Source organism: Alphaproteobacteria bacterium, assembly GCA_037200005.1.
GTDB lineage: Bacteria > Pseudomonadota > Alphaproteobacteria > UBA9219 > RFNS01 > JBBCGY01.
Genome location: JBBCGY010000001.1, coordinates 909779 through 933413, shown reverse-complemented (window position 1 = coordinate 933413; position 23635 = coordinate 909779). Strand labels below are relative to the sequence as shown.

At 55.7% G+C, this 23635-nt stretch carries 24 protein-coding genes, 1 tRNA gene and 1 pseudogene; 22 read left to right on the top strand and 4 right to left on the bottom strand.

Features of this window, described 5'->3' with window-relative positions:
- Nucleotides 1-9 precede the first annotated feature (9 nt).
- The 20 genes from rplF to WDO70_04665 all read left to right on the top strand — a co-directional run bounded on the left by rplF (nt 10) and on the right by WDO70_04665 (nt 18340).
- Entirely contained in the window at nt 10-543 is a 534-nt protein-coding gene (gene rplF / locus WDO70_04760) for a 50S ribosomal protein L6 (GenBank protein ID MEJ0062511.1), read from the top strand.
- An 11-nt stretch (nt 544-554) separates the two neighbouring features.
- Nucleotides 555-914, top strand: coding sequence for a 50S ribosomal protein L18 (gene rplR / locus WDO70_04755; GenBank protein MEJ0062510.1), 360 nt, complete (start codon nt 555-557; stop codon nt 912-914).
- Between the two features lie 18 nt (nt 915-932).
- Entirely contained in the window at nt 933-1553 is a 621-nt protein-coding gene (gene rpsE, locus WDO70_04750) for a 30S ribosomal protein S5 (protein ID MEJ0062509.1), read from the top strand.
- Nucleotides 1554-1571: 18 nt separating this feature from the next.
- Nucleotides 1572-1769 (top strand): 50S ribosomal protein L30, encoded by a 198-nt coding sequence (gene rpmD, locus WDO70_04745; GenBank protein MEJ0062508.1) that lies wholly within the window; start codon nt 1572-1574, stop codon nt 1767-1769.
- 47 nt (nt 1770-1816) lie between these two features.
- Entirely contained in the window at nt 1817-2299 is a 483-nt protein-coding gene (gene rplO / locus WDO70_04740) for a 50S ribosomal protein L15 (protein MEJ0062507.1), read from the top strand.
- Between the two features lie 148 nt (nt 2300-2447).
- On the top strand, nt 2448-3788 hold the full coding sequence (secY, locus tag WDO70_04735) for a preprotein translocase subunit SecY (protein ID MEJ0062506.1): 1341 nt from the start codon (nt 2448-2450) through the stop codon (nt 3786-3788).
- Between the two features lie 28 nt (nt 3789-3816).
- Entirely contained in the window at nt 3817-4467 is a 651-nt protein-coding gene (locus WDO70_04730; GenBank protein ID MEJ0062505.1) for an adenylate kinase, read from the top strand.
- A 94-nt stretch (nt 4468-4561) separates the two neighbouring features.
- Nucleotides 4562-5173 carry a hypothetical protein gene (locus WDO70_04725; protein MEJ0062504.1) on the top strand — a complete coding sequence of 204 codons (612 nt, stop codon included), beginning with the start codon at nt 4562-4564 and terminating at the stop codon, nt 5171-5173.
- A 35-nt stretch (nt 5174-5208) separates the two neighbouring features.
- Nucleotides 5209-5283: transfer RNA gene (locus WDO70_04720), tRNA-Val, on the top strand.
- Between the two features lie 120 nt (nt 5284-5403).
- Nucleotides 5404-6177 carry a PIG-L deacetylase family protein gene (locus tag WDO70_04715; protein ID MEJ0062503.1) on the top strand — a complete coding sequence of 258 codons (774 nt, stop codon included), beginning with the start codon at nt 5404-5406 and terminating at the stop codon, nt 6175-6177.
- 270 nt (nt 6178-6447) lie between these two features.
- Entirely contained in the window at nt 6448-8592 is a 2145-nt protein-coding gene (locus WDO70_04710; GenBank protein ID MEJ0062502.1) for a polysaccharide biosynthesis tyrosine autokinase, read from the top strand.
- Nucleotides 8593-8713: 121 nt separating this feature from the next.
- Nucleotides 8714-9853, top strand: a complete 1140-nt coding sequence (locus WDO70_04705) for an acyltransferase (GenBank protein MEJ0062501.1) — start codon at nt 8714-8716, stop codon at nt 9851-9853.
- Nucleotides 9850-11781, top strand: coding sequence for an acyltransferase family protein (locus WDO70_04700; protein ID MEJ0062500.1), 1932 nt, complete (start codon nt 9850-9852; stop codon nt 11779-11781). Before WDO70_04705 ends, WDO70_04700 begins: the two co-directional genes overlap by 4 nt.
- 3 nt (nt 11782-11784) lie before the next feature.
- Complete coding sequence (locus WDO70_04695; GenBank protein MEJ0062499.1) at nt 11785-12924, top strand: endo-1,4-beta-xylanase; 1140 nt, start codon at nt 11785-11787, stop codon at nt 12922-12924.
- A 3-nt stretch (nt 12925-12927) separates the two neighbouring features.
- On the top strand, nt 12928-13956 hold the full coding sequence (locus WDO70_04690) for an acyltransferase (GenBank protein MEJ0062498.1): 1029 nt from the start codon (nt 12928-12930) through the stop codon (nt 13954-13956).
- Nucleotides 13953-14975 (top strand): acyltransferase, encoded by a 1023-nt coding sequence (locus tag WDO70_04685; GenBank protein ID MEJ0062497.1) that lies wholly within the window; start codon nt 13953-13955, stop codon nt 14973-14975. Before WDO70_04690 ends, WDO70_04685 begins: the two co-directional genes overlap by 4 nt.
- Before the next feature lie 110 nt (nt 14976-15085).
- Entirely contained in the window at nt 15086-16252 is a 1167-nt protein-coding gene (locus WDO70_04680) for a glycosyltransferase family 92 protein (protein ID MEJ0062496.1), read from the top strand.
- On the top strand, nt 16249-16569 hold the full coding sequence (locus tag WDO70_04675; protein MEJ0062495.1) for a twin-arginine translocation signal domain-containing protein: 321 nt from the start codon (nt 16249-16251) through the stop codon (nt 16567-16569). Before WDO70_04680 ends, WDO70_04675 begins: the two co-directional genes overlap by 4 nt.
- Nucleotides 16475-17398, top strand: a complete 924-nt coding sequence (locus tag WDO70_04670) for an endo-1,4-beta-xylanase (GenBank protein MEJ0062494.1) — start codon at nt 16475-16477, stop codon at nt 17396-17398. Before WDO70_04675 ends, WDO70_04670 begins: the two co-directional genes overlap by 95 nt.
- Nucleotides 17399-17401: 3 nt before the next feature.
- The gene (locus tag WDO70_04665; protein ID MEJ0062493.1) at nt 17402-18340 is read left to right on the top strand and encodes a hypothetical protein; all 939 of its coding nucleotides are present in this window, start codon (nt 17402-17404) and stop codon (nt 18338-18340) included.
- An 18-nt stretch (nt 18341-18358) separates the two neighbouring features.
- On the opposite strand, the gene WDO70_04660 is transcribed toward WDO70_04665, so the two are convergent.
- From WDO70_04660 to WDO70_04650, 3 genes are all read right to left on the bottom strand, one after another.
- Nucleotides 18359-18856, bottom strand: coding sequence for a pitrilysin family protein (locus WDO70_04660; protein MEJ0062492.1), 498 nt, complete (start codon nt 18854-18856; stop codon nt 18359-18361).
- Entirely contained in the window at nt 18853-20235 is a 1383-nt protein-coding gene (gene thrC, locus WDO70_04655; GenBank protein MEJ0062491.1) for a threonine synthase, read from the bottom strand. Before thrC ends, WDO70_04660 begins: the two co-directional genes overlap by 4 nt.
- Nucleotides 20236-20435: 200 nt before the next feature.
- Nucleotides 20436-21155 (bottom strand): SURF1 family protein, encoded by a 720-nt coding sequence (locus WDO70_04650; GenBank protein MEJ0062490.1) that lies wholly within the window; start codon nt 21153-21155, stop codon nt 20436-20438.
- Nucleotides 21156-21367: 212 nt separating this feature from the next.
- On the opposite strand from WDO70_04650, the pseudogene WDO70_04645 reads away from it, so the two are divergent.
- Nucleotides 21368-21529: pseudogene (locus tag WDO70_04645) on the top strand (ClpX C4-type zinc finger protein).
- A gap of 836 nt (nt 21530-22365) precedes the next feature.
- Here WDO70_04645 and WDO70_04640 read toward each other — a convergent pair.
- Nucleotides 22366-22713, bottom strand: a complete 348-nt coding sequence (locus WDO70_04640) for a DUF983 domain-containing protein (GenBank protein MEJ0062489.1) — start codon at nt 22711-22713, stop codon at nt 22366-22368.
- 108 nt (nt 22714-22821) lie between these two features.
- Between WDO70_04640 and WDO70_04635 the strand changes: the two genes are divergently transcribed.
- Nucleotides 22822-23229 carry a hypothetical protein gene (locus WDO70_04635; protein ID MEJ0062488.1) on the top strand — a complete coding sequence of 136 codons (408 nt, stop codon included), beginning with the start codon at nt 22822-22824 and terminating at the stop codon, nt 23227-23229.
- Nucleotides 23230-23635 lie beyond the last annotated feature (406 nt).

Sequence of the window (23635 nt, the reverse complement as noted above, 5' to 3'; positions counted from 1 at the left end):
GAGTAAAAGATGTCGCGTATAGGTAAACATGCAGTCGTCGTTCCCTCCGGGGTAACCCTTGACGTCAAGGGACAGATGGTTGCGGCCAAGGGCAAGCTGGGCAGCCTGAGCCTGGATGTGCCGGGCGAACTGGAGATCAAGGTCGAAGGCGGAACCATTGCCGTCACGCCGCGCCAGATGACGCAGCGTTCGCGGACGCTGTGGGGCACCGCGCGCAACAATCTGCAGAATATGGTCAAGGGCGTTTCCGAGGGCTATCGCAAGGTGCTGGAAATCGAAGGCGTGGGTTTCCGCGCCGCCGTCCAGGGCAAGGATTTGGTGATGCAGCTCGGCTTCAGCCATGAAGTCAAATACGCGATCCCGGAAGGCATCGCGATCAAGGCGGAAAAGCCGACCGTTATTTCCGTCAGCGGATTCGACAAGCAGAAAGTGGGGCAGGTGGCCTCGGAAATTCGCGCGCTGAAAAAGCCGGAGCCTTACAAGGGCAAGGGCATCAAGTATGAGGGCGAGCGCGTTCGCCGCAAAGAAGGCAAAAAGAAATAGGGTATAGGGTCATGGAAAAAGTAAAACAATTAAAGGAACGCAGAGCCAAGCGGGTGCGTCACAAGCTGCGGCAGATCTCCGACCGGCCGAGGCTGTCGGTGTTTCGTTCCGAGAAGCACATCTATGCCCAGGTCATCGACGACAGGGCGGGCCGCACCTTGGCGGCCGCGTCGTCGCTGGAAAAAGATTTGCGTAAAGAAGGCAAGACCGGCGCCAATAAGGATGCGGCGGCAGTAATCGGCAAGCTAATCGCCGAGCGCGCGCTGAAACAGAATGTCAAAGAGGTTGCCTTCGATCGCGGCGGCGACCAGTTCCACGGGCGCATCAAGGCGCTCGCGGATGCCGCCCGCGAAGCAGGCTTGTCGTTTTAACATAAGGACAAAGAAATAATGGCGAAAGCAGACGAGAAGACCCCGGAATCGGAAGAAGGCGGACGCCGTCGCGGCAAGAAGCGGCGCGACGAGGGCCAAGGTGGCGGCGATTCCGATCGTGGCGAGTTTATCGACAAGCTCGTCGCCATTAATCGTGTCGCCAAGGTGGTCAAGGGAGGCAAGCGGTTCGGCTTCGCCGCTCTGCTCGTCATGGGCGACGGCAAAGGCCGCGTCGGCTACGGCTCCGGCAAGGCGCGCGAAGTTCCGGAAGCGATCCGCAAGGCGACCGAAGCCGCCAAGCGCAATCTGGTTCGCATTCCGCTGCGCGAAGGACGGACGCTGCATCATGACAGCCGCGGCATCTTCGGCGCGGGCGAAGTCGTCGTGCGCGCCGCGCCTCCCGGCACCGGCATCATCGCCGGCGGTCCGATGCGCGCCGTATTCGAGGCTCTGGGCGTTCAGGACGTGGTGGCGAAGTCGGTCGGCACATCCAATCCGCATAACATGGTCAAGGCGACCTTTGCGGCGCTGACGTCATTGTCCAGCCCGCGTTCGGTCGCAAGCCGCCGCGGCAAGAAGGTCAACGAGATTTTGGGCAAGAAAGCCGACAAAGCGGGCGATGCCGCGACGGATGCCTGATAGGAAACTGGTGAAATCATGACTAAAACGACAACGAAGACTCTGACCGTCACGCAAAAAGGCTCGGGATTCCGCAAGAAGCCCGGCATGCGCGAAACGCTGATCGGGCTCGGCCTGCGCGGGCGCCACTCCTCGCGCGAGCTGGCGGACACGCCGGAAACGCGCGGTATGATCCGCAAGGTTCAGCATTTGGTTGAAGTGACTGAAAAGAAATAATATATAACAGCGCATTCCGTTGTTTTTATGAATGAGGAATACAGGCTATGAAACTCAATGAACTCCGCGACAATCCGGGCGCGCGCAAGCGCAAGATGACCGTCGGGCGCGGCATCGGCTCCGGCAAGGGCAAGACCTGCGGCCGTGGCGTCAAGGGCCAGAAGGCTCGCACCGGCGTGGCGCTGAAATCCTTCGAAGGCGGCCAGATGCCATTGCATCGCCGTATCCCGAAGCGCGGCTTCAATAATATCTTCGCGCGCGACTGCTCGGTCATCAATCTCGACCGCCTGCAGAAAGCCATCGAGGCGGGCCAGCTCGACGCCGCCAAGGAAATCACCGGCGACATGCTGATCAAGCTCGGCTTGGTCAAGCAGGCCCGCGACGGCGTTCGCTTGCTCGGCAAGGGCGCGATCAAGGCCAAGGTGAATCTCACCGTGGCCGGCGCTTCCAAGACCGCCATCGAGGCCATCGAAAAGGCCGGCGGCAAAGTCACCGTCACCACGCCGGCGGCGGAAGAAGCCGCAGCTTAATACGGCTGGAATTTTCTTTTGGGATGGCCGGTGCCGCTCAATTGCGATGATGCAGTGCGAAGCAGGCTTCTTGCTTGCGCGAGCTTGATGAACAGGGCATAAATCCTTAACGATTTGATTTGCCCCTCTTGTTTCCGGAATCCCGATAATGGCCTCCACTGCTGAAAATCTCGCCGCGAATATGGACTGGTCTGCGTTCGGCAAGGCCAGCGAGCTCAAGACGCGCATCTGGTTCACGCTGGGTGCGCTGATCGTCTACCGGATCGGCACCCATGTGCCGATACCGGGTATCGATCCCAATGTTCTCTCGCAGATTTTTGCGCAGCATTCCGGCGGCATTCTCGGCATGTTCGATATGCTGGCGGGCGGCGCGCTGTTCCGCATGACGGTCTTCGCCCTCAACGTCATGCCCTATATCACGGCCTCGATCATCATCCAGCTTCTCAGCGCCATCGTGCCCAGCCTTGAGGCGCTCAAGAAAGAAGGCGAGCAGGGCCGGTTGAAGCTCACTCAATATTCCCGCTACATGACGGTCGGTTTCGCGCTGGTGCAGTCCTATGCGCTAGCCGTCGGGCTTGAAAATATGGCGGGCACCGCAGGTAGTGCGGTGATCGACCCCGGATTCTTTTTCAGGCTTACGACCGTCGTCACCTTGACGGGGGGCACCGTGTTCCTGATGTGGCTCGGCGAGCAGATCAGCGCGCGCGGCATCGGCAACGGCACATCGCTGATTATCTATACCGGCATCGTCGCCAACCTGCCGGTTTCTCTCAGCAATACGTTCGAGCTTGCCCGCACCGGCGCGATTTCCGGCTGGTTCCTGGTGGTGCTGATCGCGCTGCTGGTGGCCGTGCTGGCTCTGTGCGTCGCCTGCGAAAGAGCGACACGGCGCATTCTGGTGCAGTATCCGAAGCGCCAGGTCGGCAACAAGATGTTCGGCGGCGAAGCTTCGCACATGCCGCTCAAGATCAATACCGCCGGCGTTATTCCGCCGATTTTTGCCAGCTCGCTGCTGCTGTTCCCGCTGACTTTGGCCAGTTTCACCGATGTGGGGCATACCGGCTGGCTCGCGGATGTCGTGGCCGAACTGGGGCACGGCAAGCCGCTGTTCATGATCCTGTATGCGGGGATGATCATTTTCTTTGCCTTCTTCTATACGGCCATCGTGTTCAATCCCGACGAAACCGCCGACAATCTCAGGAAATACGGCGGCTCGGTACCGGGGATTCGCCCCGGGGCCAATACCGCCAAGTATCTCGATTTCGTACTGACGCGGATCACGGTTCTGGGCGCCGCCTATCTGACGGTCGTTTGCCTGCTGCCGGAATTTTTGTCGTCGCAATATTCCGTGCCGTTCTACATGGGGGGCACGTCGCTGCTGATCGTGGTCAGCGTGACGATCGATACGATAGGAAGGGTGCAGGCGCATCTGTTCGCCCACCAATATGAAGGATTGATCAAGAAATCGAAGCTGCGCGCCAAAAAGTAAGAGAAGTTGACGTAATACGAGGAACCGCATGAATATCATCTTGCTTGGACCGCCGGGCGCGGGCAAGGGAACCCAGGCCAAGAGGATCGAGACTTCGCGCGCCATGGTGCAGCTTTCCACCGGCGACATGCTGCGTGCCGCCATCAAGCGGGGAGAGCCGCTCGGCCTCGAAGCCAAATCGCTCATGGATGCCGGAAAGCTGGTGCCGGACGATTTGATGATCCGGCTCATTGCATCGCGCATGGCCGAGCCTGATTGCGCCAGAGGCGTCATTCTCGATGGATTTCCCCGCACCACGGCTCAGGCCGAGGCTCTCGACGCGATGCTGGCCAAGGTCAAGCCTCTATGCGCCGTCATCGAATTGAAGGTCGATGTTCCCGCTCTCGTCGAGCGCGTGAGCGGACGCTTCACATGCGCCAAATGCGGCGCCGGTTATCACGATAAGTTCAAGCCGACGAAGACTCCCGGCGTATGCGATGCTTGCGGCGGCACGGAATTCACCCGCCGCGCCGACGACAATGCCGAAACCATGAAGACGCGGCTTAAGGCCTATGAGGAACAGACGAAACCGATCATCCCCTACTACGCGGCCAAGGGTATTTTGCATCAGGTCGACGGCATGGCCGATATGGACAAGGTCGAGAAAGACGTCTCGGCTATTTTGGATCGATGCGAATAATTGCGTGATGTTACGGCGGTTTTTGATGGCCGCTTGAAATAACAATAATCGGCCGATATATCTATTTCATTCTATTTTTAAGGAGGGATGCATAATGTCCAGAATTGAAGATTTTTTACAGCGCGTGCAAGAAACTCGTCCGCAAAGATATGAGGAAATGAAGGCGGCTGCCGCTGATGTCTTGGAGCATGCCCTCCATCATCCGGCTTACTGGTCTTACGTATCAGCCGTCCGGCAAAATGCGGCATTCGATCAGGAAATGGATGCCAAATATTTCGACCAGCGCAAGGAGAAAGCGCTGAAAAAGCTGAAAAAGCGTCATGTTTGGTCAGATTCTAAGGGTTTTCCTCTGGCTAGCGGAAGCGGCAAGCGGCTTAAGGCCCGGATTGAATCTGGGGACGTTTATCTCCCGCCAGACGAATGGATGACGCTAGAGGAATTAGTGAGAAAAGTGCTCGTGCAAACCGCTGTCGAAGAGCGGCGGCCCTATGTAGAGTATGTCGTCGACGAAGCTTTGGAACACCATCCGCTGAAAGGCGCCATGCTCGATAGCTGCAAAGTCGCCAGTGGATATAAACCCCTGGTTAGAGAGGCCGTCATGGATGAGCTCTTGAGTTCCGCACGCAGGACTATGGAGCCTCCCGCGCCCGACAGGCCGGAACTCTCCGGCGGACAGGCGGCGGCTAAGGATTGCTCTCTGGCTTGACAGAAACGCGTAGCAGTCGTTGGATGTCGGCGCGTGGGCGGTTAGCTCAGCGGTAGAGCATCTCGTTTACACCGAGGCTGCCGGGGGTTCGATCCCCTCACCGCCCACCACCGGTTTTTCTTAGCGCGCTTGCGCGCTTAGAAAAACCGAGTGCCCTGCGAAGCCTCTTGGCGGAGCAGGGCTGATTCAGATATTTCCTTATAAGTTCGCGAGCGGCTTCGATGGCCTCCATGCAAGCCCTAAAAGAAACCGTCAAACGAGCGGTCATTGAGGTCTTTCAGGCATTCTTTGCCTTCCTAAGCGTCGACATCACGCAAAGCCTTCCTGCCGGTCCGGCGCTGGTGATCGCCCCCCATCCTGACGACGAAACCCTGGGCTGCGGAGCGGCTGTTCTGCGGCTGCGTGACAGTGGATTTCCAGTTCGTATCGTTATCGTTACGGATGGAAGCTCTTCAACCCAGTCCACGGTCATGACGCCCGAAGCTTTGGCCGCTCTTCGGCAGGAGGAAGCGCGCCGCGCTGCCGGACGGCTTGGGGTGACAGCGGACGATGTCGTATTTCTGTCCTATCCGGATGGCAAGGCAGCCGCGCATATCGAGAAAATCGCCGGCGATATCGAAATACAGGCCAAATTATGCGCTCCGGCGATTGTTTTTTCGCCTTACGGCATCGACCGGCATCCGGATCATCGCGCGGTGGCGGCGGCGGTAATGAGGCTGGTGAATAGCCGGGTAATTGCCTGTCCGGTCTATGAATACCCGCTCTGGTTCTGGCCTATGGGCGCTCTGCGCCATGCCATGGCTGTTTCGCCCTTGCTAACTCATAAGCGAATCGACGCCGGAGGCTATCTTGACCGTAAAAAAGCCGCATTGATGGAGCATCGATCCCAGTTCGAGAACCTGACCGGCGAGGCGGATTGGCAGCGCCTAACGCTTGCTTTCGCGGCCAGGTTTCTGAAGCCCTATGAACTGTTTTTCGAGAAATCTCCGGCAAATCGTGGTTAAGGCAAATTATTTGAGATTTCTATCCCTTTGAAATTAAATTTGTAGTTGCTATCGGAATGAAGGAAATGTTAGAAGCTGCGATCCTTAATCAGGTGCACTGCAGCAATTGTTCCGCCGTTTCGGAATCGGTGGGGGATTGTTGATGTCAGCGCCGACAAAGGCATTGTGACGGCATAGAGAGCGATGGAGCAGAAATATAAAAGAATAATCAGGACGTTATTTTAGAAACCCGATCTTTCAATGCAACCACTCATGTGACAGGCGCGTATTATGGAACAAGATGATCTTTTTTTGATGAACGACCTCCGCAAGATATATTTCTTCGCGCGTCGTAATGCAGCTTTTATCTCGGCCGTTGCCGGCTGCGTCACGCTTCTGATGCTCACGCTGGGATTTATATTGCCGAAGCGCTATATGGCCGAGGCCGTGGTCATTCTCGACCCGCGCAAGACGCGCGTCACCGATCTGGAAGAAGTCGTGTCCAGCCTTTTGCCCGATACTTTAGCCATTCGCAGCGACGTTACGGCGATTCAATCCAAAACGGTCGCCAATAAAGTCGTCGATAAACTCGACCTCATGAAAGACCCCGTGCTTAACCCCGCCGTCGAAGGAGGCGGGAGAGGTTTGCTGAGCCAGCTTTTCGGCAGCGACGAGGACGGGGAAACCGCCAGCAAGCGCGCCGAGGAAGAACGCACGATTGTCGTGAATAATTTGCTTCTGGGGCTCGATGTCGTCAATGACGGCCGTTCGTATAGCATCAACATCGATTACCGCGACGTCAATCCGGAAAAGGCGGCGAGAATCGCCAACGCCTTTGCCGAGGCTTATCTGGAGAACCAGATCGAGGTCAAATACGACACGTCCGAAAAAGCGACGATCTGGTTCAACAAGCGGCTGGAAGCTCTGCAGGAAGAAGTCAGAAAAGCTGAGAAAGCCGTCGAAACTTTCAAGGAAGACAACAACCTTGTCGGCAAGGGCGGCGATGAAACCCTCACGCAGCAGCAGCTGGGCGCCATCAATACCCAATTGCTCGACGCGCGCGGCGAACTGGCACAGGCCGAAGCCCGCTATAACAGCGTCAAGGGGCGGAGCCTAAGGCAGCAGGAATCATCCTCCATCGCCATTTCCTCGGAACTGATCCGCGGCTTGAAGCAGCAGGAAGCCGAAGTGCTGCGCCAGGAAGCCGATATGTCCAAGCGCTATGGCAGGCTGCATCCGACGATCGTGAATATCCGCAACCAGCTGGACAGCATTCGCGGCAAGATCAGCGATGAAGTGCAGAAGATAACGGCCAGCATCGAAAACGACTACAATGTCGCCAAAAACAAGGTCACGATGCTGGAGAAGCAGCTTGCGGACGTCGAAGGCGTGACGGTTTCAGGCAATCAGTCGATGGTGACTTTGCGCCAGTTGCAGCGCCAGGCCGCCGTGACCCGGACTCTTTATGAAAGCTTCCTGAGCAGGTCCAAGCAAATTGTCGAACAGCAAGGCTTGCAAATGGCCGACTCGCGCATCGTGGCGCGGGCGGACATTCCCGTGGAGGCGTATTTCCCCAAGAAGAGGATGTTCCTGCTGCTTGGAATTTTTCTTGGCGGCGGGCTTGGGACCATTCTGGCTTTCGGCTTTGAATACCTTAATCGCGGCGTCCGCTCTCTCGGCGAGCTCGAGGAGCTATGCGGCATCAACGGGCTTGGCGTCGTACCCGTTGCCGATGCTCCGCCTGGGCAGCCGATTGGCGACTATATCCTGGAAAAGCCTTTGTCGGGCTATGCGGAATCCATACGCGCGATCGCGACGGCGATTCACTTTTCGAATGTGGACGCCCCTCATAAGATCATTATGGTGACGAGTTCCCTGCCGAAGGAAGGCAAGAGCTGTTTCGCGACGTCGCTCACGCGCGTGATCGCCCAGTCGGGCAAGAAGGTGCTGCTGATCGATGCCGATTTGCGCCGCCCTTCGGTGCATAGCCTGCTGGGCCTTGATATCACTAAGCCCGATCTGGCCATGGTACTGGCACATGATGCGAAACTCGAAGACGCCATCCAGCGCGACACCAGCGGCGCCGATGTCATCGTAGCCCATACCAAGGTTCCTAATCCGCACGATCTGCTGAGTTCCCATCAAATGGAGCTGTTGCTGATCGCGGTGCGGGAAAAGTACGACATCGTTATCATCGACTCTCCGCCGATCATGGCCGTTGCCGACTCCGCCATGATGGCAAAGCAGGTCGATACCGCTCTCTTCCTCGTGCGCTGGGGATCGACCACCACCGAAAGCGTGGCTGAGGGATTGAAAAAACTCCGGCTGTTCAACGTCAAGCTGGCCGGCGCTGTTCTCACTCAGGTCGATATGAACGAGCAAAGAAAATACGGTTTCGGCAGTTACGAGAAATATAAGCATTATTATCAGGGCTGAATTGTCATTCCGGCGCGTCCTTGGGCGCGAGACCGGAATCCATGCCAAGCAAAGCACTGTTTCCCTGGATTCCGGATCGCCTCCATGAAGGGGCGTCCGGAATGGCAATGAAAAGCGGGCCATGGCCATGAAAAACGAAATCAAGCCGTTGACCGGCGTTCGCGGGCTGGCCGCCTTTATGGTTATGCTTTATCATATCCAATGGCACGCCCGGCAAAACCAGGATTCCACCTTTCTCGACACCCTTCCCTTGAACTGGGGATATCTGTGCGTCGATCTTTTCTTCGTGCTCAGCGGCTTCGTGCTCGCGCTTCGATATAGCGAAGACTTCAAGAACGGCTGCGTCTGGCCTCGTTATGCATCCTTCATGGTCAATCGGATCGCGCGCATTTATCCGGTCTATTTCGTGGTCACGGCCATCTTCTACGCGAAATGGCTGGTCAATATCTCCGGCGTTCACGACTTTGAACTGAGCGCATACGATCTTATCGCCAATTTCCTGCTGATTCATAGCTGGGGTCTCGGCGCTCATATCATGGTCGGAAATTCGTGGTCGGTAAGCACCGAATTGCTGGCCTATTCTCTCTTTCCGCTTTTGATATACATCGCCTTTTCGCGCTGGGTATGGCTGCAAGTCTTGGCTTCGGTGGTGGGTATTTTCATGGTCGCAGTTTCCTCTCAGGGGGAGATGGGCCCGCTCGATGTCGTCAATCTCGACGCGCACAAATACAGCTTTTTGCCCGCGCTGCGTTGCCTTGGAGAATTCTGCCTTGGGTTGGGAGCTTATAGGCTGTCGCAAAATTCCGCATGCCGCCGGTTGATGTCAGGCGATGGCGCCGTCCTTGTAACTCTCGCTCTGCTTATAGGGCTGTTGGCGATTCCGGGCAGCGATGTGGCGGTCGTGCTGGTGATCCCGTTCCTGATTATCTCCCTGTATTACAACAGCCGCGCAAGCGCCGTGTTGTTCGGGAACCGGGTGATCTATCACCTGGGACTGATCTCCTATTCGCTGTATCTGTGGCATGGCATTCTGGTGGATGTGATCAAGCGGTGTCTTAAAATTGTGTTGCCTGCCGACTTGGCGAACGCGGACATGGTTTTTGCCCCGGCGGTCATTGTCGCCGCATGGCTTGTCGCTTGGGCCAGCTATGCGCTGATCGAGGTCCGGGGACGCCGCCGCATCTCCGCCGTTTTCCGTAAATTATTCTCTTCGGCTTCTCCGCAAGCCGTACCCCAGACAAGAGGAATTGATTCGCCATGATTCAGGGACATGCGCATAAGGGAACAAAATACCGCCCGGATATAGACGGCCTTCGCGCCGTCGCGGTCATGGCAGTCGCCGCTTGCCATGTCGAGATGCCGTTCTGCCATGGCGGTTTCATCGGCGTGGATGTTTTTTTCATCATCTCGGGCTATCTGATCTCGCGCATCATCGCCACGGAGATCGAAGCCGGGAATTTCTCCATCGTCAATTTCTACGAGCGCCGCATCCGCCGCATCATCCCGGCGCTGGTCGTGACGATGCTCGGCGCGACGGCCATCGGCTACGCTTATCTGATGCCGACCGAGATGAAGGATTTCTCGAAATCCATCCCGGCGGCGCTGTTTTCCGCCTCCAATTTCCTGTTTTGGAGCCAGGCGGGCTATTTCGAAGGGGCTTCGATGTCGAAGCCGTTGCTGCATACATGGTCGCTGGCGGTTGAGGAACAGTTCTATATCTTCTTTCCGCTCCTGCTCATGCTGGCCTATCGCCGCTTCCGCCGCCATTTGAAGCTGACTGTTCTGGGATTGGCCGTGTTTTCGCTCGGCCTCAGCGCCTACGGCGTGGCGCAGCATTCGTCGGCGTCTTATTATCTGCTGCACAGCCGCGCCTGGGAGCTGCTGATCGGCTGCGTCCTGGGCATGAGGCTCGTGCCGGAAATCCGTGGCGCGCTATGGCGTAACCTGGCCAGCCTCGCCGGTCTTGCGATGATCCTCGTCTGCGTTCCGCTCTATTCCTCGGACACGCCGTTTCCTGGTTTTGCGGCGCTTCTGCCCTGTTTGGGCGCGGCGCTGTTTATCGCGGCGGGGGAGACGGGGGAATCCTGGGGCGGCAAGCTGCTGTCGCTGCCGCCAGTCGTATTTATCGGCCTTATCTCGTATTCGCTCTATCTCTGGCATTGGCCGGTGATCGTGTTCCACGGCATGGGATTCATGTCCGCCGGGTTGCCGCCGCGCGTCGAGAAGTTTTATGTCATCGGCCTTTCCATCGTCCTGGCCGCGGCCTCATGGAAATTTGTCGAGACGCCGTTCCGCGACCGGAAATCGTTCACGCGCCCCGTCCTGTTCCGCTGGGCCGGAGCCGCCGCCGCCTTCTGCACGCTGCTGGCGATCGGAATCGTGGTCGCCGACGGGCTCGCATTCCGCTACTCGCCTCAAGTCATCAAGATCGCTTCATATATGAATTATGACGGCGAAAAGACCAGTAAGGCCGCGTCTTGCTTTATAGAAAGCGGAGATATGGTCTATGACCCTTCTTTCTGCCTGCAACGCAGTGAAGGTAAAAATAACGATTATCTCCTGCTGGGGGATTCCCATGCCGCTCATTTATGGCACGGCCTTTCAGCGGTTTTCCCCGATTTGAATATCATGCAGGCGGCTGCTTCAGGCTGCAAGCCGACGCTCAATCATTCTATGAGCTCCTATGAGCGCTGCACAAAGCTCATGGATTATGTTTTTCGGGAATATCTTCCCGCTCATCGGGTGAACGTCCTGCTCATCGCCGGACGCTGGAATAGCCAGGACGTGGCGCGCTTGCCCGAGACTCTGGCCTATGCGAAGAAATACGCGGACGCCGTCGTGCTGTTCGGGCCGATGGTGCAGTATGACGCGGCGTTGCCCCGGCTGCTCGCGCTTTCCGCCCAAAAGAACGACGCCGCCTATTCCTTTCGCCACCGCGTCGAAACTTTTGCGCAGCTTGACGGCGAGATGGCGAAGCTCGCTGCGGAAAACGGCGTGCGCTATATCTCCTTCTTTGACGTTATGTGCCCCGGCGGACAGGCATGCGAGACCATGGCCGGAGAAGATGTCCCGATCCAGTTCGACTACGGCCATCTGACGGCAGAGGGTTCGGCGCATGTGTTTGAGAAAATCCGCAAGGCTGGCATGCTGCCCGTACTGAAGATCGCGGAGAACGCGACAGGAGGATAAAAAATGAAACGAGAGCTAACTCGCCGCGACTTTATCGCCCTATCCGCGGCGACGGCCACGAGCGCGATGCTTCCGAAATTTGCGATGGCGGAAACTGAAACCGTAAAATACGATTATGAATCCTTGCCTCCGCTGCGCGAAACGGCGGCGAAGAAGGGCATCCTCTATGGTTCGAGCGTCGAGCCCGCGCGTCTGGAGATTACCAAGGCGTTCAGCCCCTATTACGAGCAGGACTTCAACGACGCCATCGCCCGCGAATGCAATCTCTTGGTCGCCGAGAGCATCATGAAATGGGACGCTCTCCATCCGACGCCGGAGAAATGGGATTTCTGGCTCGCCGACCAGCTATTGGAATATGCGAAGAAATACGACATGAAGATGCGCGGCCATACGCTGATATGGCACGCGGCGTTTCCGGCCTGGGCGGAGCAAGCTCTCAAAGAGGGCAGGGGCGAAGCCCTGATGGAGGAATATATCGCCAAAGTGGCGGGCCATTACAAAGGCAAGCTCGTTTCCTGGGATGTCGTGAACGAAGCCCTCAAGGGCAGGGGCGAGGGGAATGAGGAAGGACTGCGCGACACGCCGTGGCTGAAGGCGCTGGGGCCGTCTTATATAGAAAAAGCCTTCCGGCTTGCGGCGCAGGCCGATCCGGACGTTCAACTGGTCTATAACGATTACGATATCGAGCAGCGGCCCGCGAAATCGGCGTCGGCGATAAAATTATTGCGCGGCCTGAAAGACAAGAATGTCCCTATTCATGCCCTTGGTTTGCAGGCGCATATCGACCTTGAGACGAACTTCGCGCCGCTGAAGGCTTTATGCGAGGAAGCGAAGAAGCTCGGTTTGGATATCATCATCACGGAGCTCGATGTTTTCGACCCGTCCTTCAATACCGATTCGAAAAAGACCGATGAGCTGGTTGCCGCCAAACTGCGCGAGTTCCTGGACATCGTGTTCACGGTCGCGGTGCCCAAGCAAATCCTGGCCTGGGGCCTGACCGATCGCCATAGCTGGCTGTCCAGCGCGCAATGGAACGTGTGGCGCAATCCGAAAGGGCATCATATTCGCGGCCTGCCGCTCGATGATGACTTGAAGCGCAAGCCGATGTGGCATGTGCTTCATGAATTCCTGGAAAAAGCGTAGGTTATGTCCGGGATTTCCGCAAAACCGCCGCGGCCGAGGCTGCATGACATCGATCAGGCCAAGGGCTTCGCCATCCTGCTGGTCGTGATCGGCCATATCGTAAGCCGTGGCGCGGCTCAGCCTGCCGGCAATGAATGGTTCATGTCGCTAAGCGACGCCATCTATATGTTTCACATGCCCTTGTTCATGTATCTGAGCGGCATCGTGATGTTTTACACCGGCGCGGCGGAAACGCCGCCAGGAAAATACTGGGATTTCCTGAAAAAGCGGGCTTTCCGCTTTCTGCTGCCGTTCGTGCTGTTCGGCCTGACGATTATCCTCGGTAAACTGGCGTTCAGCCATTTCATGACCGTCGACCGCCAGCCGCCGGGCCTGACGGACGGGCTGAAGGCGATGTTCATCAATACGGACTCCGGCCCGGCGACGTCGATCTGGTACGTCTATGTGATGTTCGTCTATTGCGCGATCGTGCCGCCGCTGATGTGGCTCATGAGAGGCAAGGCATGGGCTCTGCTCGCGCTGGCGGCGGCGCTGCATTACGCGCCGCTGCCCGAGTATTTCTATCTGTGGCGGGTGGGAGGTTTCTTCGTATTCTTCATACTGGGCGGCGTGACGGTTCGATATATGGAATCCTACCGGCGGTTTCTCGACCGCCACTGGCTGGTTCTGGCGGCGGTTTTCATATTATCGCTTGCGCTTTTGGCCGTGATGAGCCCATTTCCCTACTGGGAGTTATGCAGGGATGCGCTTGATCTTCTTGCCTTGCCCGCGATCCATGCCGTGATGCGTCGGCCGGTCTTCAGCCGTTCCAGTATCCTTGCCTTCCTTGCCGGCTATACGTTCGTGATTTATCTGTTCAACACTATCTTCATTGGTCTGACAAAGGGCGTTCTGATGCGTTTCATGAATTGGGATGGTTATCATTTCCTGATTTTCCTCCCGATCCTGATCGCGGCGGGCATTTTGGGGCCTGTTGCCCTTAAGGTCCTGGTTCTGCGCCGGATCAAAGTTCTAGACGCGATAACGACGTGACCGGAACAAATCAGCAAAAATTCATTGACCGAAGCGCTGCTCAGGATATCGCCAAAGGCATTGGCATCACCGCCGTGGTCTATAGCCATGTCTGGCGCGGGCTAGTCAATGCGGGGATTTCTTCCGCTGACAGTCTTTGGGAGGTCGTCGATTATTCATTTTATCTTTGGCATATGCCGCTATTCCTTTTGCTGGCGGGATATAATGTGCATGGCAGCCTGAGCCGGTCGTCGGCCAGGATTTCCGCGTGGCGCCGCACCAAGCTGCTGGTGCCGATGTATTTCTTTTGGGCCATTCTTCAGGTCGGCCTTAAGGTCGTGATGTCCAAGCAGGTCAATAATCCCATCGGCATCGAAGCTTTGTTGACCCCGTTTTACATTCCCGTCGCCCAGTTCTGGTTTCTGTATGCCTTGCTGATTTTTCATCTTGTCGCCGCGGCCTTGAAGGATCGGTATGGCCTCGCCTTCATCATCGCCATCGGGCTTTATCTGGCCCGGCATCTGGCGGTGGAACCGTATCCCGAGGCCGCGAACATCGATTCCGCCGAATATGCGAGCCTCGCGGATTTCGGGGTATTTTACTTCCTGGGGGCCTATGCCGCCTCTAAATCCTGGCCTCAGGCGATCGTGACCCACAGGCGATGCGTGATCGCGGGAGCGCTTTCTCCCATGCTTTTTGCGGCATTTCTGACCCTGGGCATTTCAGAGCATGTGCCGTATTTCAGCATTATCGTCCTGCCGGCGACCTTTGCCGCGATGTTTTTGGTGTTTTTGGCGAGCCAGTGGTTAAGCAAGTTCCCCATCGGCAGGGCTTTGGCGGCATTGGGCAAGGTTTCCCTCATCGTTTTCGTCATGCATATCATCTTCCTGGCGGCATGGCGGGTTATGCTGCTGAAAGTGGGCATCGTCTCGCCGGGCATTCATTTATTGAGCGGCATGGTTGCGGGCATAGGCATCCCGGTTCTGATCTATAAGGGTCTGACTCGCTATAATTTACAAAGACTGGTTTTTTTGCCATAAAACCGCCCTATAGGTAGATAAAACAATATGTTGAAAGTAATAAATCCGGGTATAAAGGCATTGGAATTACAGAGAAGTATTATAAATGGCCGGCTCGTCAGGAGAAGTTTATGCCCAATACGATAAAGCTAAGCATTTGCACGATTCCTGACGACGTGCCTGTTGCCAGGGATGCGCCAAGGCCATTAAGCCTAAGGAATGAAAATTACGAAGGCCAATATGATTGGAAGACGCTGTTTTATGACGTGTATGCGTCAGGAAAATACGTTGTTTTTCAGGGGCCGCCGCTTTTTAACCTTAAAGAGCGCCTGACGCGATATCCATACTTTGCGAGCAAGCTGGGAGCCTTGAATTTCCAAAACAGGATTTATGATCGAAAACTGGCTAACGATATTTGGATTAAGAGCGACGACAAGAAAATATCCCTTCGCGGCGATCTCGGCTCTTTCGACATTGATGTCCAGCCGGACGGGAACGGCCTGTTCGCGGGCAAGCGCGTCTTGCTGACGCTATCCAAGAACAATGAGATCCATTGGATCATAGACTGGATAACATATTACGTGAACAGCCAGGGAACGGATGCGGTCCTGTTCTACGACAACAATTCGGACAAATACTCGCCGGGCGAACTGCAGGATGCGCTTTCGTCGGCGTTTCCCGGCCTTCTCATCCTGGTGATTTCGTGGCCCTTCAAATATGGGCCTCAGGGGGGAGTTTCCGGCGGCGTCGGCGGGAAGATCGCGCCGTGGGATTCCGTTTTCTGCCAGATTGGCGTTCTTCAGCACGCCCGTTTCAGGTTCCTGCAAAAGGCGCGGAGCGTACTGAACTGCGACATCGACGAGCTGATCGTCTCGAAATCGCCGCAATCCGTCTATGAGCGCGCCGAGGCTTCGATCTTCGGCGTGACGCATTTCGGCGGAGTCTGGATAAGCAATGCGAGCGCCGCCGAAATTACGGGCGGCGTGCGCCGCCATGCGCATTATTATTATTTTGAGAAAGAAGACACGTCGAAATGCGCCAACAAATGGTGCGCGGTGCCTCGCAAATGCTCTGCGGCCCTTAATACATGGACGGTGCACAGCATCGCCAACCAGCCGAGCAAATTCCTGCCCGCGAAGGAGTATGTCTATCGCCATTTCAAGCCTATTTCCGATAACTGGAAATACGGGCGTTATAAGGAAAGCGACTTCTCGCCGGAAGACTTTGTCGAGGATATTGAATTAAGGCAGGCCATGGAAAAGTACATTCCATCCAGGAAAAGAGAGGAGGCCGCATGAAAAATCGAACCGGAGATTTGACAAGGCGCGACTTCATCGAGCTTTCCGCAGCGGTCGCGGCTGGAGCGATGCTGCCGAAATTCGCGGCGGCGCAGACCGCTGCGGCCGGATATGATTATGAATCCCTGCCGCCCCTGCGTGAAACGGCGGCCAAGAAGGGAATTTATTTCGGCTGCGCCACCGATGCCGCGCGGCTGGATATATCCAAGGGCGGAAAAGATTATGAAGCGGATTTCAGCGATGCGGTGGCGCGGGGAGTGCAACATCGTCGTCGCGGAGGGCGCCACGAAATGGGATATAATTCATCCGGAGCGTGACAAATGGAATTTCGGCCCGACCGACAAGCTGCTTGAATACGCGCAGAGCCATGGCATGAAAATGCGCGGGCATACGCTGATCTGGTACGAGGCTTTGCCCGCTTGGGCCAAGAAGGCGCTGGAAGACGATAAAAGCAAGGCCGAGGCTTTGATGGAAGAGCATATCGGCGCCGTCATGTCCCGCTATAAGGGAAAATTTTTATCCTGGGATGTCGTCAATGAAGCTCTCAAGCCCGGTGAGGCATGGTGGCTTGGAGACCAGATGCGGGATACGCCGTGGCGGGAGGCCATGGGGGATTCATATGTCGAAAAAGCTTTCCGGATGGCGGCGCAGGCGGATCCTGATGCGCAATTGGTCTATAATGATTACCAGATCGAGGCGGGGTCTGTTAAAGCCAAGGCGGCTTTGAAGCTGCTTCGCGGCCTTAAGGACAAAAACGTTCCCATTCATGCGGTGGGGCTGCAAGCTCACATGCATACCGGATCGAAGCTGGATCCTCTCGAGAATTTCTGCAAGGAAGCGAAGAGTCTGGGCCTGGAAGTCATCATTACCGAGCTGGACGTTTTTGATTCCGCCCGCGCTACGCAAGAAGAAAACGATAAGCGGGTCGCGGCTAAAACGAAGGAATTCTTGGATATTATTTCTTCGGTCGCCGTGCCGAAACAAATTTTGACCTGGGGTCTCAGCGACCGCCATAGCTGGCTGTCCAATGCGAAGTGGAATAAGAGCAATCCCACAGGGCGACGGATCCGGGGGCTGCCCCTTGATGATAATATGCGGCGCAAACCGATGTGGCGCGCGCTGCATGAATTTCTGGAGAAGGCGTAAGATATGGATACGCAGTATAGTGAAAGCTTGAATAAGAATAAGCGGGTGAGGATTTTCAGCCTCGAATTCTTGCTTATCTTGGTCGCCATTCTTATGGTTACGGGCGCATGCGGCGTGCTTTTCTACGGCACGGGCGGTGACGAAGACTCGCACGTAGGCTCGCCTTTGATCGCTCAAAGAGGGCAGGGCGATATCGTCAATCCAATTCGCCAGATCATTCTTATGCCGATTTATTTTTACGCGCTGCTTTATCTGGTGATCAGATGGAGAAAAAGCCTTCCCGTGATCAAGGCCGCCTGGCCTTTGGCGGTGATCGGCGTCCTGACGGTGCTTTCAGTCGTGTGGTCGATTGATCCGACCGTGACGCTCAGGCGTTCGATCAATGCGCTCGGCGGTACGATGCTGGCCTTCTATTTCGTAACCAGGTACTCGTCGCCGCAATTCCTTAGGATTCTAGGCTACTGCATGATTGCCGTCTGTCTAGTGACCTTGCTGGCGGTCATTCTCGACCCGGCGCAGGGCATCCATCACGATAAGCATTATCCGGCATTTCGCGGCTATTTTAACCACAAGAACACAATGGGCAGCACGATGGTTGCCAGCACATTGATCGCTCTCCTGCTGATGCATGCCGAAACATCGCGCAGAATGGGGATTTTTCTGTTCGTTATATCAATCATTCTTGCCATTGGGTCGTTATCGCGCGGCGCATGGCTTTTGCTGACGTCGATGATAGGGATTTTTTATCTTACGAAATTGATGAGAAGAACCAGAGTGGGATCATATATCGGGGGTAATTATATTGGTTGTTATTGTGCCGATGATGTTCATGGTCGATACGTCAGAACTCGCATCGGCAACCGCAATGATGGGGCGCGATGCCACGTTATCGGGCAGAACAGTCATCTGGCCTGCCGTCATCAAGGCGGTGATGAGTCATAATCCGTGGCTGGGGTTCGGTTATGATTCCTTTTGGTCGTCATATAATGGCGCTTTCACGATTGCCTGCCCCGGAAAAGCCGTTTCCTGCATCAGATCGAAAATATGATCGTCGGGGGCATCGAGAGACTGGCCGATTTCCTGGATGATGACCGCGCGTTCGCGGTCAAGCTCGACCGGATCGATCACCGAATGCATCAGCATATCGGATATGATATCGCAGCCGCGCTCGACATGCTCGGGCAGCATGCGCGCGTGATAGGCCGTCTCTTCGCGCGAGGTATAGGCGTTCATGTAGCCGCCCACGCCCTCCATCGCCTCGGAAATTTCGATGGCGCTGCGCCGTTTCGTACCCTTGAACAGCATATGCTCGACCAGATGCGCGACTCCTTGCGCCTCTTTCGGCTCGTCGCGGGTTCCAACCCCCGCCCACACGCCGAAGGCGACGCTGTAGGAATCGGGCATGGTGTCGGTGGCCACCGTCAAACCATTGGCGAGTTTTGAAATCCGGACCGTCATGCTGTTCTGTGTTCCCTGATATAATCGGTGACTTGCCGGTAGTCGGACGGCAAGATGGTTATGCGCTCCGGCAGATCATACAGCGCCGCGATCTCCGGCGGCGGATCGAGCGGATGGTGAATGGCGCTGGCGGCGGCTTCCGGGAATTTCGCCGGATGCGCGGTGGCGAGGCAGACGACCGGCTCCGGCAGTTCGCGCGCCAGCTGCCGCGCGGCGGCGACTCCGACCGCGCTGTGGGGATCGAGCAAATAGCCGGTTCCGCCATAAATATCCGTCATGGCCTTCAAGGTTTCGGCATCGTCGACCCGCGCCGACGTGAAATATTGCCGCGCCTTTCCAAGCATGATCGGCGACAGGCGCGGATGGTCCGCGGCCATGATCTTGCGCGTCGCCGCGCCGTCATAATCCGTCAGCGCGAACAGCAACCGCTCCAGATTGCTGGGGACTTGAATATCCATGCTGGGGCTGAGGCTTGGCTGCACGACGGCGGGAATGATTTCCCCTTCGGTGAAAAAGCGATGCACCGCGTCGTTGCGGTTGGTCGCGGCCGCCAGCCGCGAAACCGGCAGTCCCATTTGCATCGCGGCGAAACCGGCGAAGATATTGCCGAAATTGCCCGTCGGCACGACGAAGCTCGGCGCGACAGCCGGCGCGCCCAGCCTTATCGCCGCGACGAAATAATAGACGATCTGCGCCGCGATCCGCGCCCAGTTGATCGAATTCACCGCTATCGGATTGAACGCCGCCCGCGCTGCGGGGTCGTTGAAGATCGCCTTCACCAGCGCCTGGCAGTCATCGAAGCTGCCTTCGACGGCGATGGCGTGAATATTCGGCGCGGTGTGGGTTGTCATCTGGCGGCGCTGAATCTCGCTGGGCCGGTTATGCGGATAGAGAATAAAAACGTCGAGATTCTTGCATCCGGCGCAGCCCGCCATCGCCGCCGAGCCGGTGTCACCCGATGTCGCGCCGATCACCGTCGCGCGCTTGCCGCTTCGCGCCAGCATGAAATCGAACAATTGTCCCAGGAATTGCAGCGCCATATCCTTGAATGCCAGCGTCGGGCCGTGAAACAATTCGAGCAGCCACAATCGTTCGTCTAATTGGCGTAAGGGCGCAATATCGGGATGGGCGAAATACGCGAGCGCGCGATCGATCAGGCCTTGCAACTCCGCATTCGTTAAAGCGTCACCGATCAGAGGCTTTAAGACGTTAAAGGCAATATTCCGGTATGGCTGATCCCGCCACGAAACCATGTCCGCTTCGGCGATTTTGGGCCATGCCTTGGGCAAATAAAGGCCGCCATCCGCCGCCAGGCCCGCCATCGCGGCGTCCAGAAAATCAAGCTCCGGCGCTTGCCCGCGTGTGCTGTGATAACGCAATTATGTGCCCTTTAGAGCCTAATGAGTTCAAACAGAGCCGTCATTCCCGGCGCGTTATGACCGCCCAAGCGGGCATAACGTGAACGGGAATCCCGTTTTCTTTTTTCAAGAATAACCAAACGGGATTCCCGCTCGCCCCTGCGGGGCGTCGGGAATGACGTAAACTGCAATAGCAATTCCACTTCGTCACGTCTCGCTCTTTATGCTTCGCGCCGCCAGTGAGAGAGAAAGAATATCGCCGCCAGCGCCACGGCCAGACTAAACCAGGTTATCGCATAGACCAAATGATTATCGGGAAAATCCGTCCGCGTCTGCCCGCCTATCGGATAGCCGCCGGGATTGGGCGCCGCGTCGGCTTCGACCACGACCGGCATGAATGCCTTAATCCCGGCCACAGCAGCCATTTTCGGGAAATCGATGAACAGCCAGAAATTCTTTTCGGGCTGGTTATCCGGCATGAAAATCGACGGCTTGCCCGGAACCCGCGCGATGCCGGTGATCGTCACCGCGCCCTGAATCTGTCCTTCGGGCCGGGTTTCCGGCGGCTTTTTCTTCGACGGCACGAAACCGCGATTGAGCAGAATAAATCCGCTGCCGGTTTCAAGCGGAATCAGGATGTTATAGCCGAAGCTCCCGTATTTATCGCGCGCGGCGAGATGGAATTCCTTGTCGTGATGCATAACCCCCGTCACCTGCACGCGAACATAATCGAGCGCCTTGGGATCGGGGATCGCGCCTGGCAGCGCGACGGGCTCGGCCTTCAAGCCCGCCTCGATCCTTGCGATCAGATCATGCTTCCAGACCATGCGGTCGAGCTGCCACCAGCCGAGCGCCAGCAGCACGCCGACGCCGAATATCGTGAACAGCGCCGGACCGGGACGCGGGGTGAATGTGCCGTTGAAGATGCGGTATTGGGGCAAAAGGAACTCCTAGAGAAGTTTGCACTTATATTGTTACTTGAATAAATGGAATGATAATGCAAGCATTGGCGTTGTGTATCGTATAATTTGGAGCATTATTCATGTCTGACGATCAGGTATCTCCACCTATATTAAGCGCAGCCGCTCTCAGAGACCTGATAGATCGACAGACGGAAATACTCAAAAACATGCAGGCGGACGCTGGCCGCCAGATGTCCGCTATTGCGGACGCAGCTGCCCATCAAGCCCAGACTGTTCGCATTCGTAGCGAGATAGTTTACTGCTCCTTTTGTGGAAAGAGCCAACATGAAGTTCGTAAACTTATCTCTGGAAGCCCCACAGTATTTGTGTGTGATGAATGCACTGTTCTATGTGCAGCACTCATATGCGAACCAGGGGCCGAAGCTCGGAATGACTTTGCCAAAGAATTTATTAAAGGATTGGGCGTCGATATAAATTGGCATGAATTGCTAACAAAAGAAGGTTTTTCATCGATTGTCAGATCAATAGAATTTCCACCAGAGTATCACGCTGCTGGTATGACCATTCTATCAAATTTTTCCAGTATCGTTCGAGATAAATATGCCAACAAAGATGTACGCGTTTCCATTCAGCAAGAAGGCTTAAAAGTCATTTTAGTAATAGAAACACCTGATGGAGAAAAAGAGCAGGTAGAACAAACATTGCACAACTATAATTTGGTTCTCAAAGGAGAGATAACTCCCGAAACATTTCTTGGCAACGAAATAAAGGTTTTAGAAATGAAACAGCAGTTAAGAATTGCCGAAATGCAGATTCAAAATCGGACTGAGCTCTTAGAAGTGGAGCAACGCCACAGCGAACACCTAGCCTCACATAATAAAAGTCTTCAAAGCCAACTACAAGAAATGACTACACTCTTATCCATAGCTCTTGATAAGCCAACCCCCGAACTGGAATTACTAAAAATTGTAGTGGAGTCCTTAACCCAATCTCATAACAATACCCTCAGCACTGCCTTAAAAATTATAGAAACTAAAATTAGAAATGGAGTACAGAAAAGTGATGAGGCTGAAATAAAGCAAGCCTTAATGACCATCAAAAAAGAAAGTCCTGGAATTCTTCAAAAAATATATAATTTTGCGGAACAGAGCAGTATAAATGCTGTTGGCAATGTGGCTGGCACTTATATATGTAGCTGGATCGCCGCGATCAACGCTTCCTTTCCTCATTAAAACGTCTCCCGCCGGTGCCGGTACTGCAACGCGATCATCAGCGCCTTGGCGGGGCGCATCGCGCCGAGCGCAAGGCCGAGGATCACGACGCTCGCCAGGATGGCATGAACCCATAGCGGCCAGTCGACATGAAGCGCGAGAATGACCATCGGCGGCACGGTCAGGAAGCCGACAAGAAAGATAAGCAGCACCGCCGCCCCGTCGCCGGAATCCGCCTTGGTGAAATCGAGGCCGCATTCGTCGCATGACGGCTTGACCTTCAGAAAGCCCTCGAACAGCGAGCCGTTGCCGCAACGGGGACAGCGGCTAAACAATACATTTTTGATGGAAACCGCTTCAGTCATCGTCGCGCCGTTTAACCATGGAGAACTGGTAAAGAACTGATTGTAATTGCTTTCAACCCGAAACGCACATTAATATCTTTTCGAAGATCACATATATAAAGCGAGCTTATGACGATGGAACCATTAACCGGCAAAACATTGCAGCAATATAAAAACGCGCGCGCGATGATGCGCGCGCTGCGGACAAAAGTTCTACCCTTGTATAATGAGATACTGGCTACAAAGGCGGCTCGGGGCGCAACGGTCGAGCCTATCCGCCATGAGAGAGAAAAGATTCTCGGGTTCAAGTGCGACGTTGTCTCGGTGGCATATTTTATCATCGATGGCCAACGGATGGAGCCAAATCCTTATAACATAATACCGAAAACCCATGAAACCCGCGTCGAATATTCACACGCCGGTAACGAATTCAACATTATCGAGGCAACACATGAGGGCGAGAACCGGCCCGACGTTACACGGCAGATAGGCATGACCTATGGCGACGTCAGGAAATTCCTCGGCTTGGATCTCTGACCTCGTTTTCGGCGTGCTATAGATCGTTTCTCAGGGCTTCCCGTATATGGGGCCGCGTTAGAATGGAGCGCAGGGCGCTGTAGACAAGATTGCTGCCTTCGATATCGACGGTAACGACCTCGCCTCCGGCCTTGCTGCAAAGCCGCGTACTGTCTCTCGGTTATAGGCTCCACCACGGTAATCTGCGATGCATAGGGCGTGGAGGCTGTCATGATGCCGTTATCCAGATCATAAGCCAAGGTTACTCCAGTCTTCAGAAACTGCGCCGAAACATGGTCCCTTTTAACCACAAGGCGGGAAGATTCAGGGAATAAGCCCCGAACCGAAGACGTGACGGCATTGCGCTCGCCTAACGGCAAGGCATCCCATTGCTGGTTTGTCGCAATAACGAAAGAACCCAATGCGG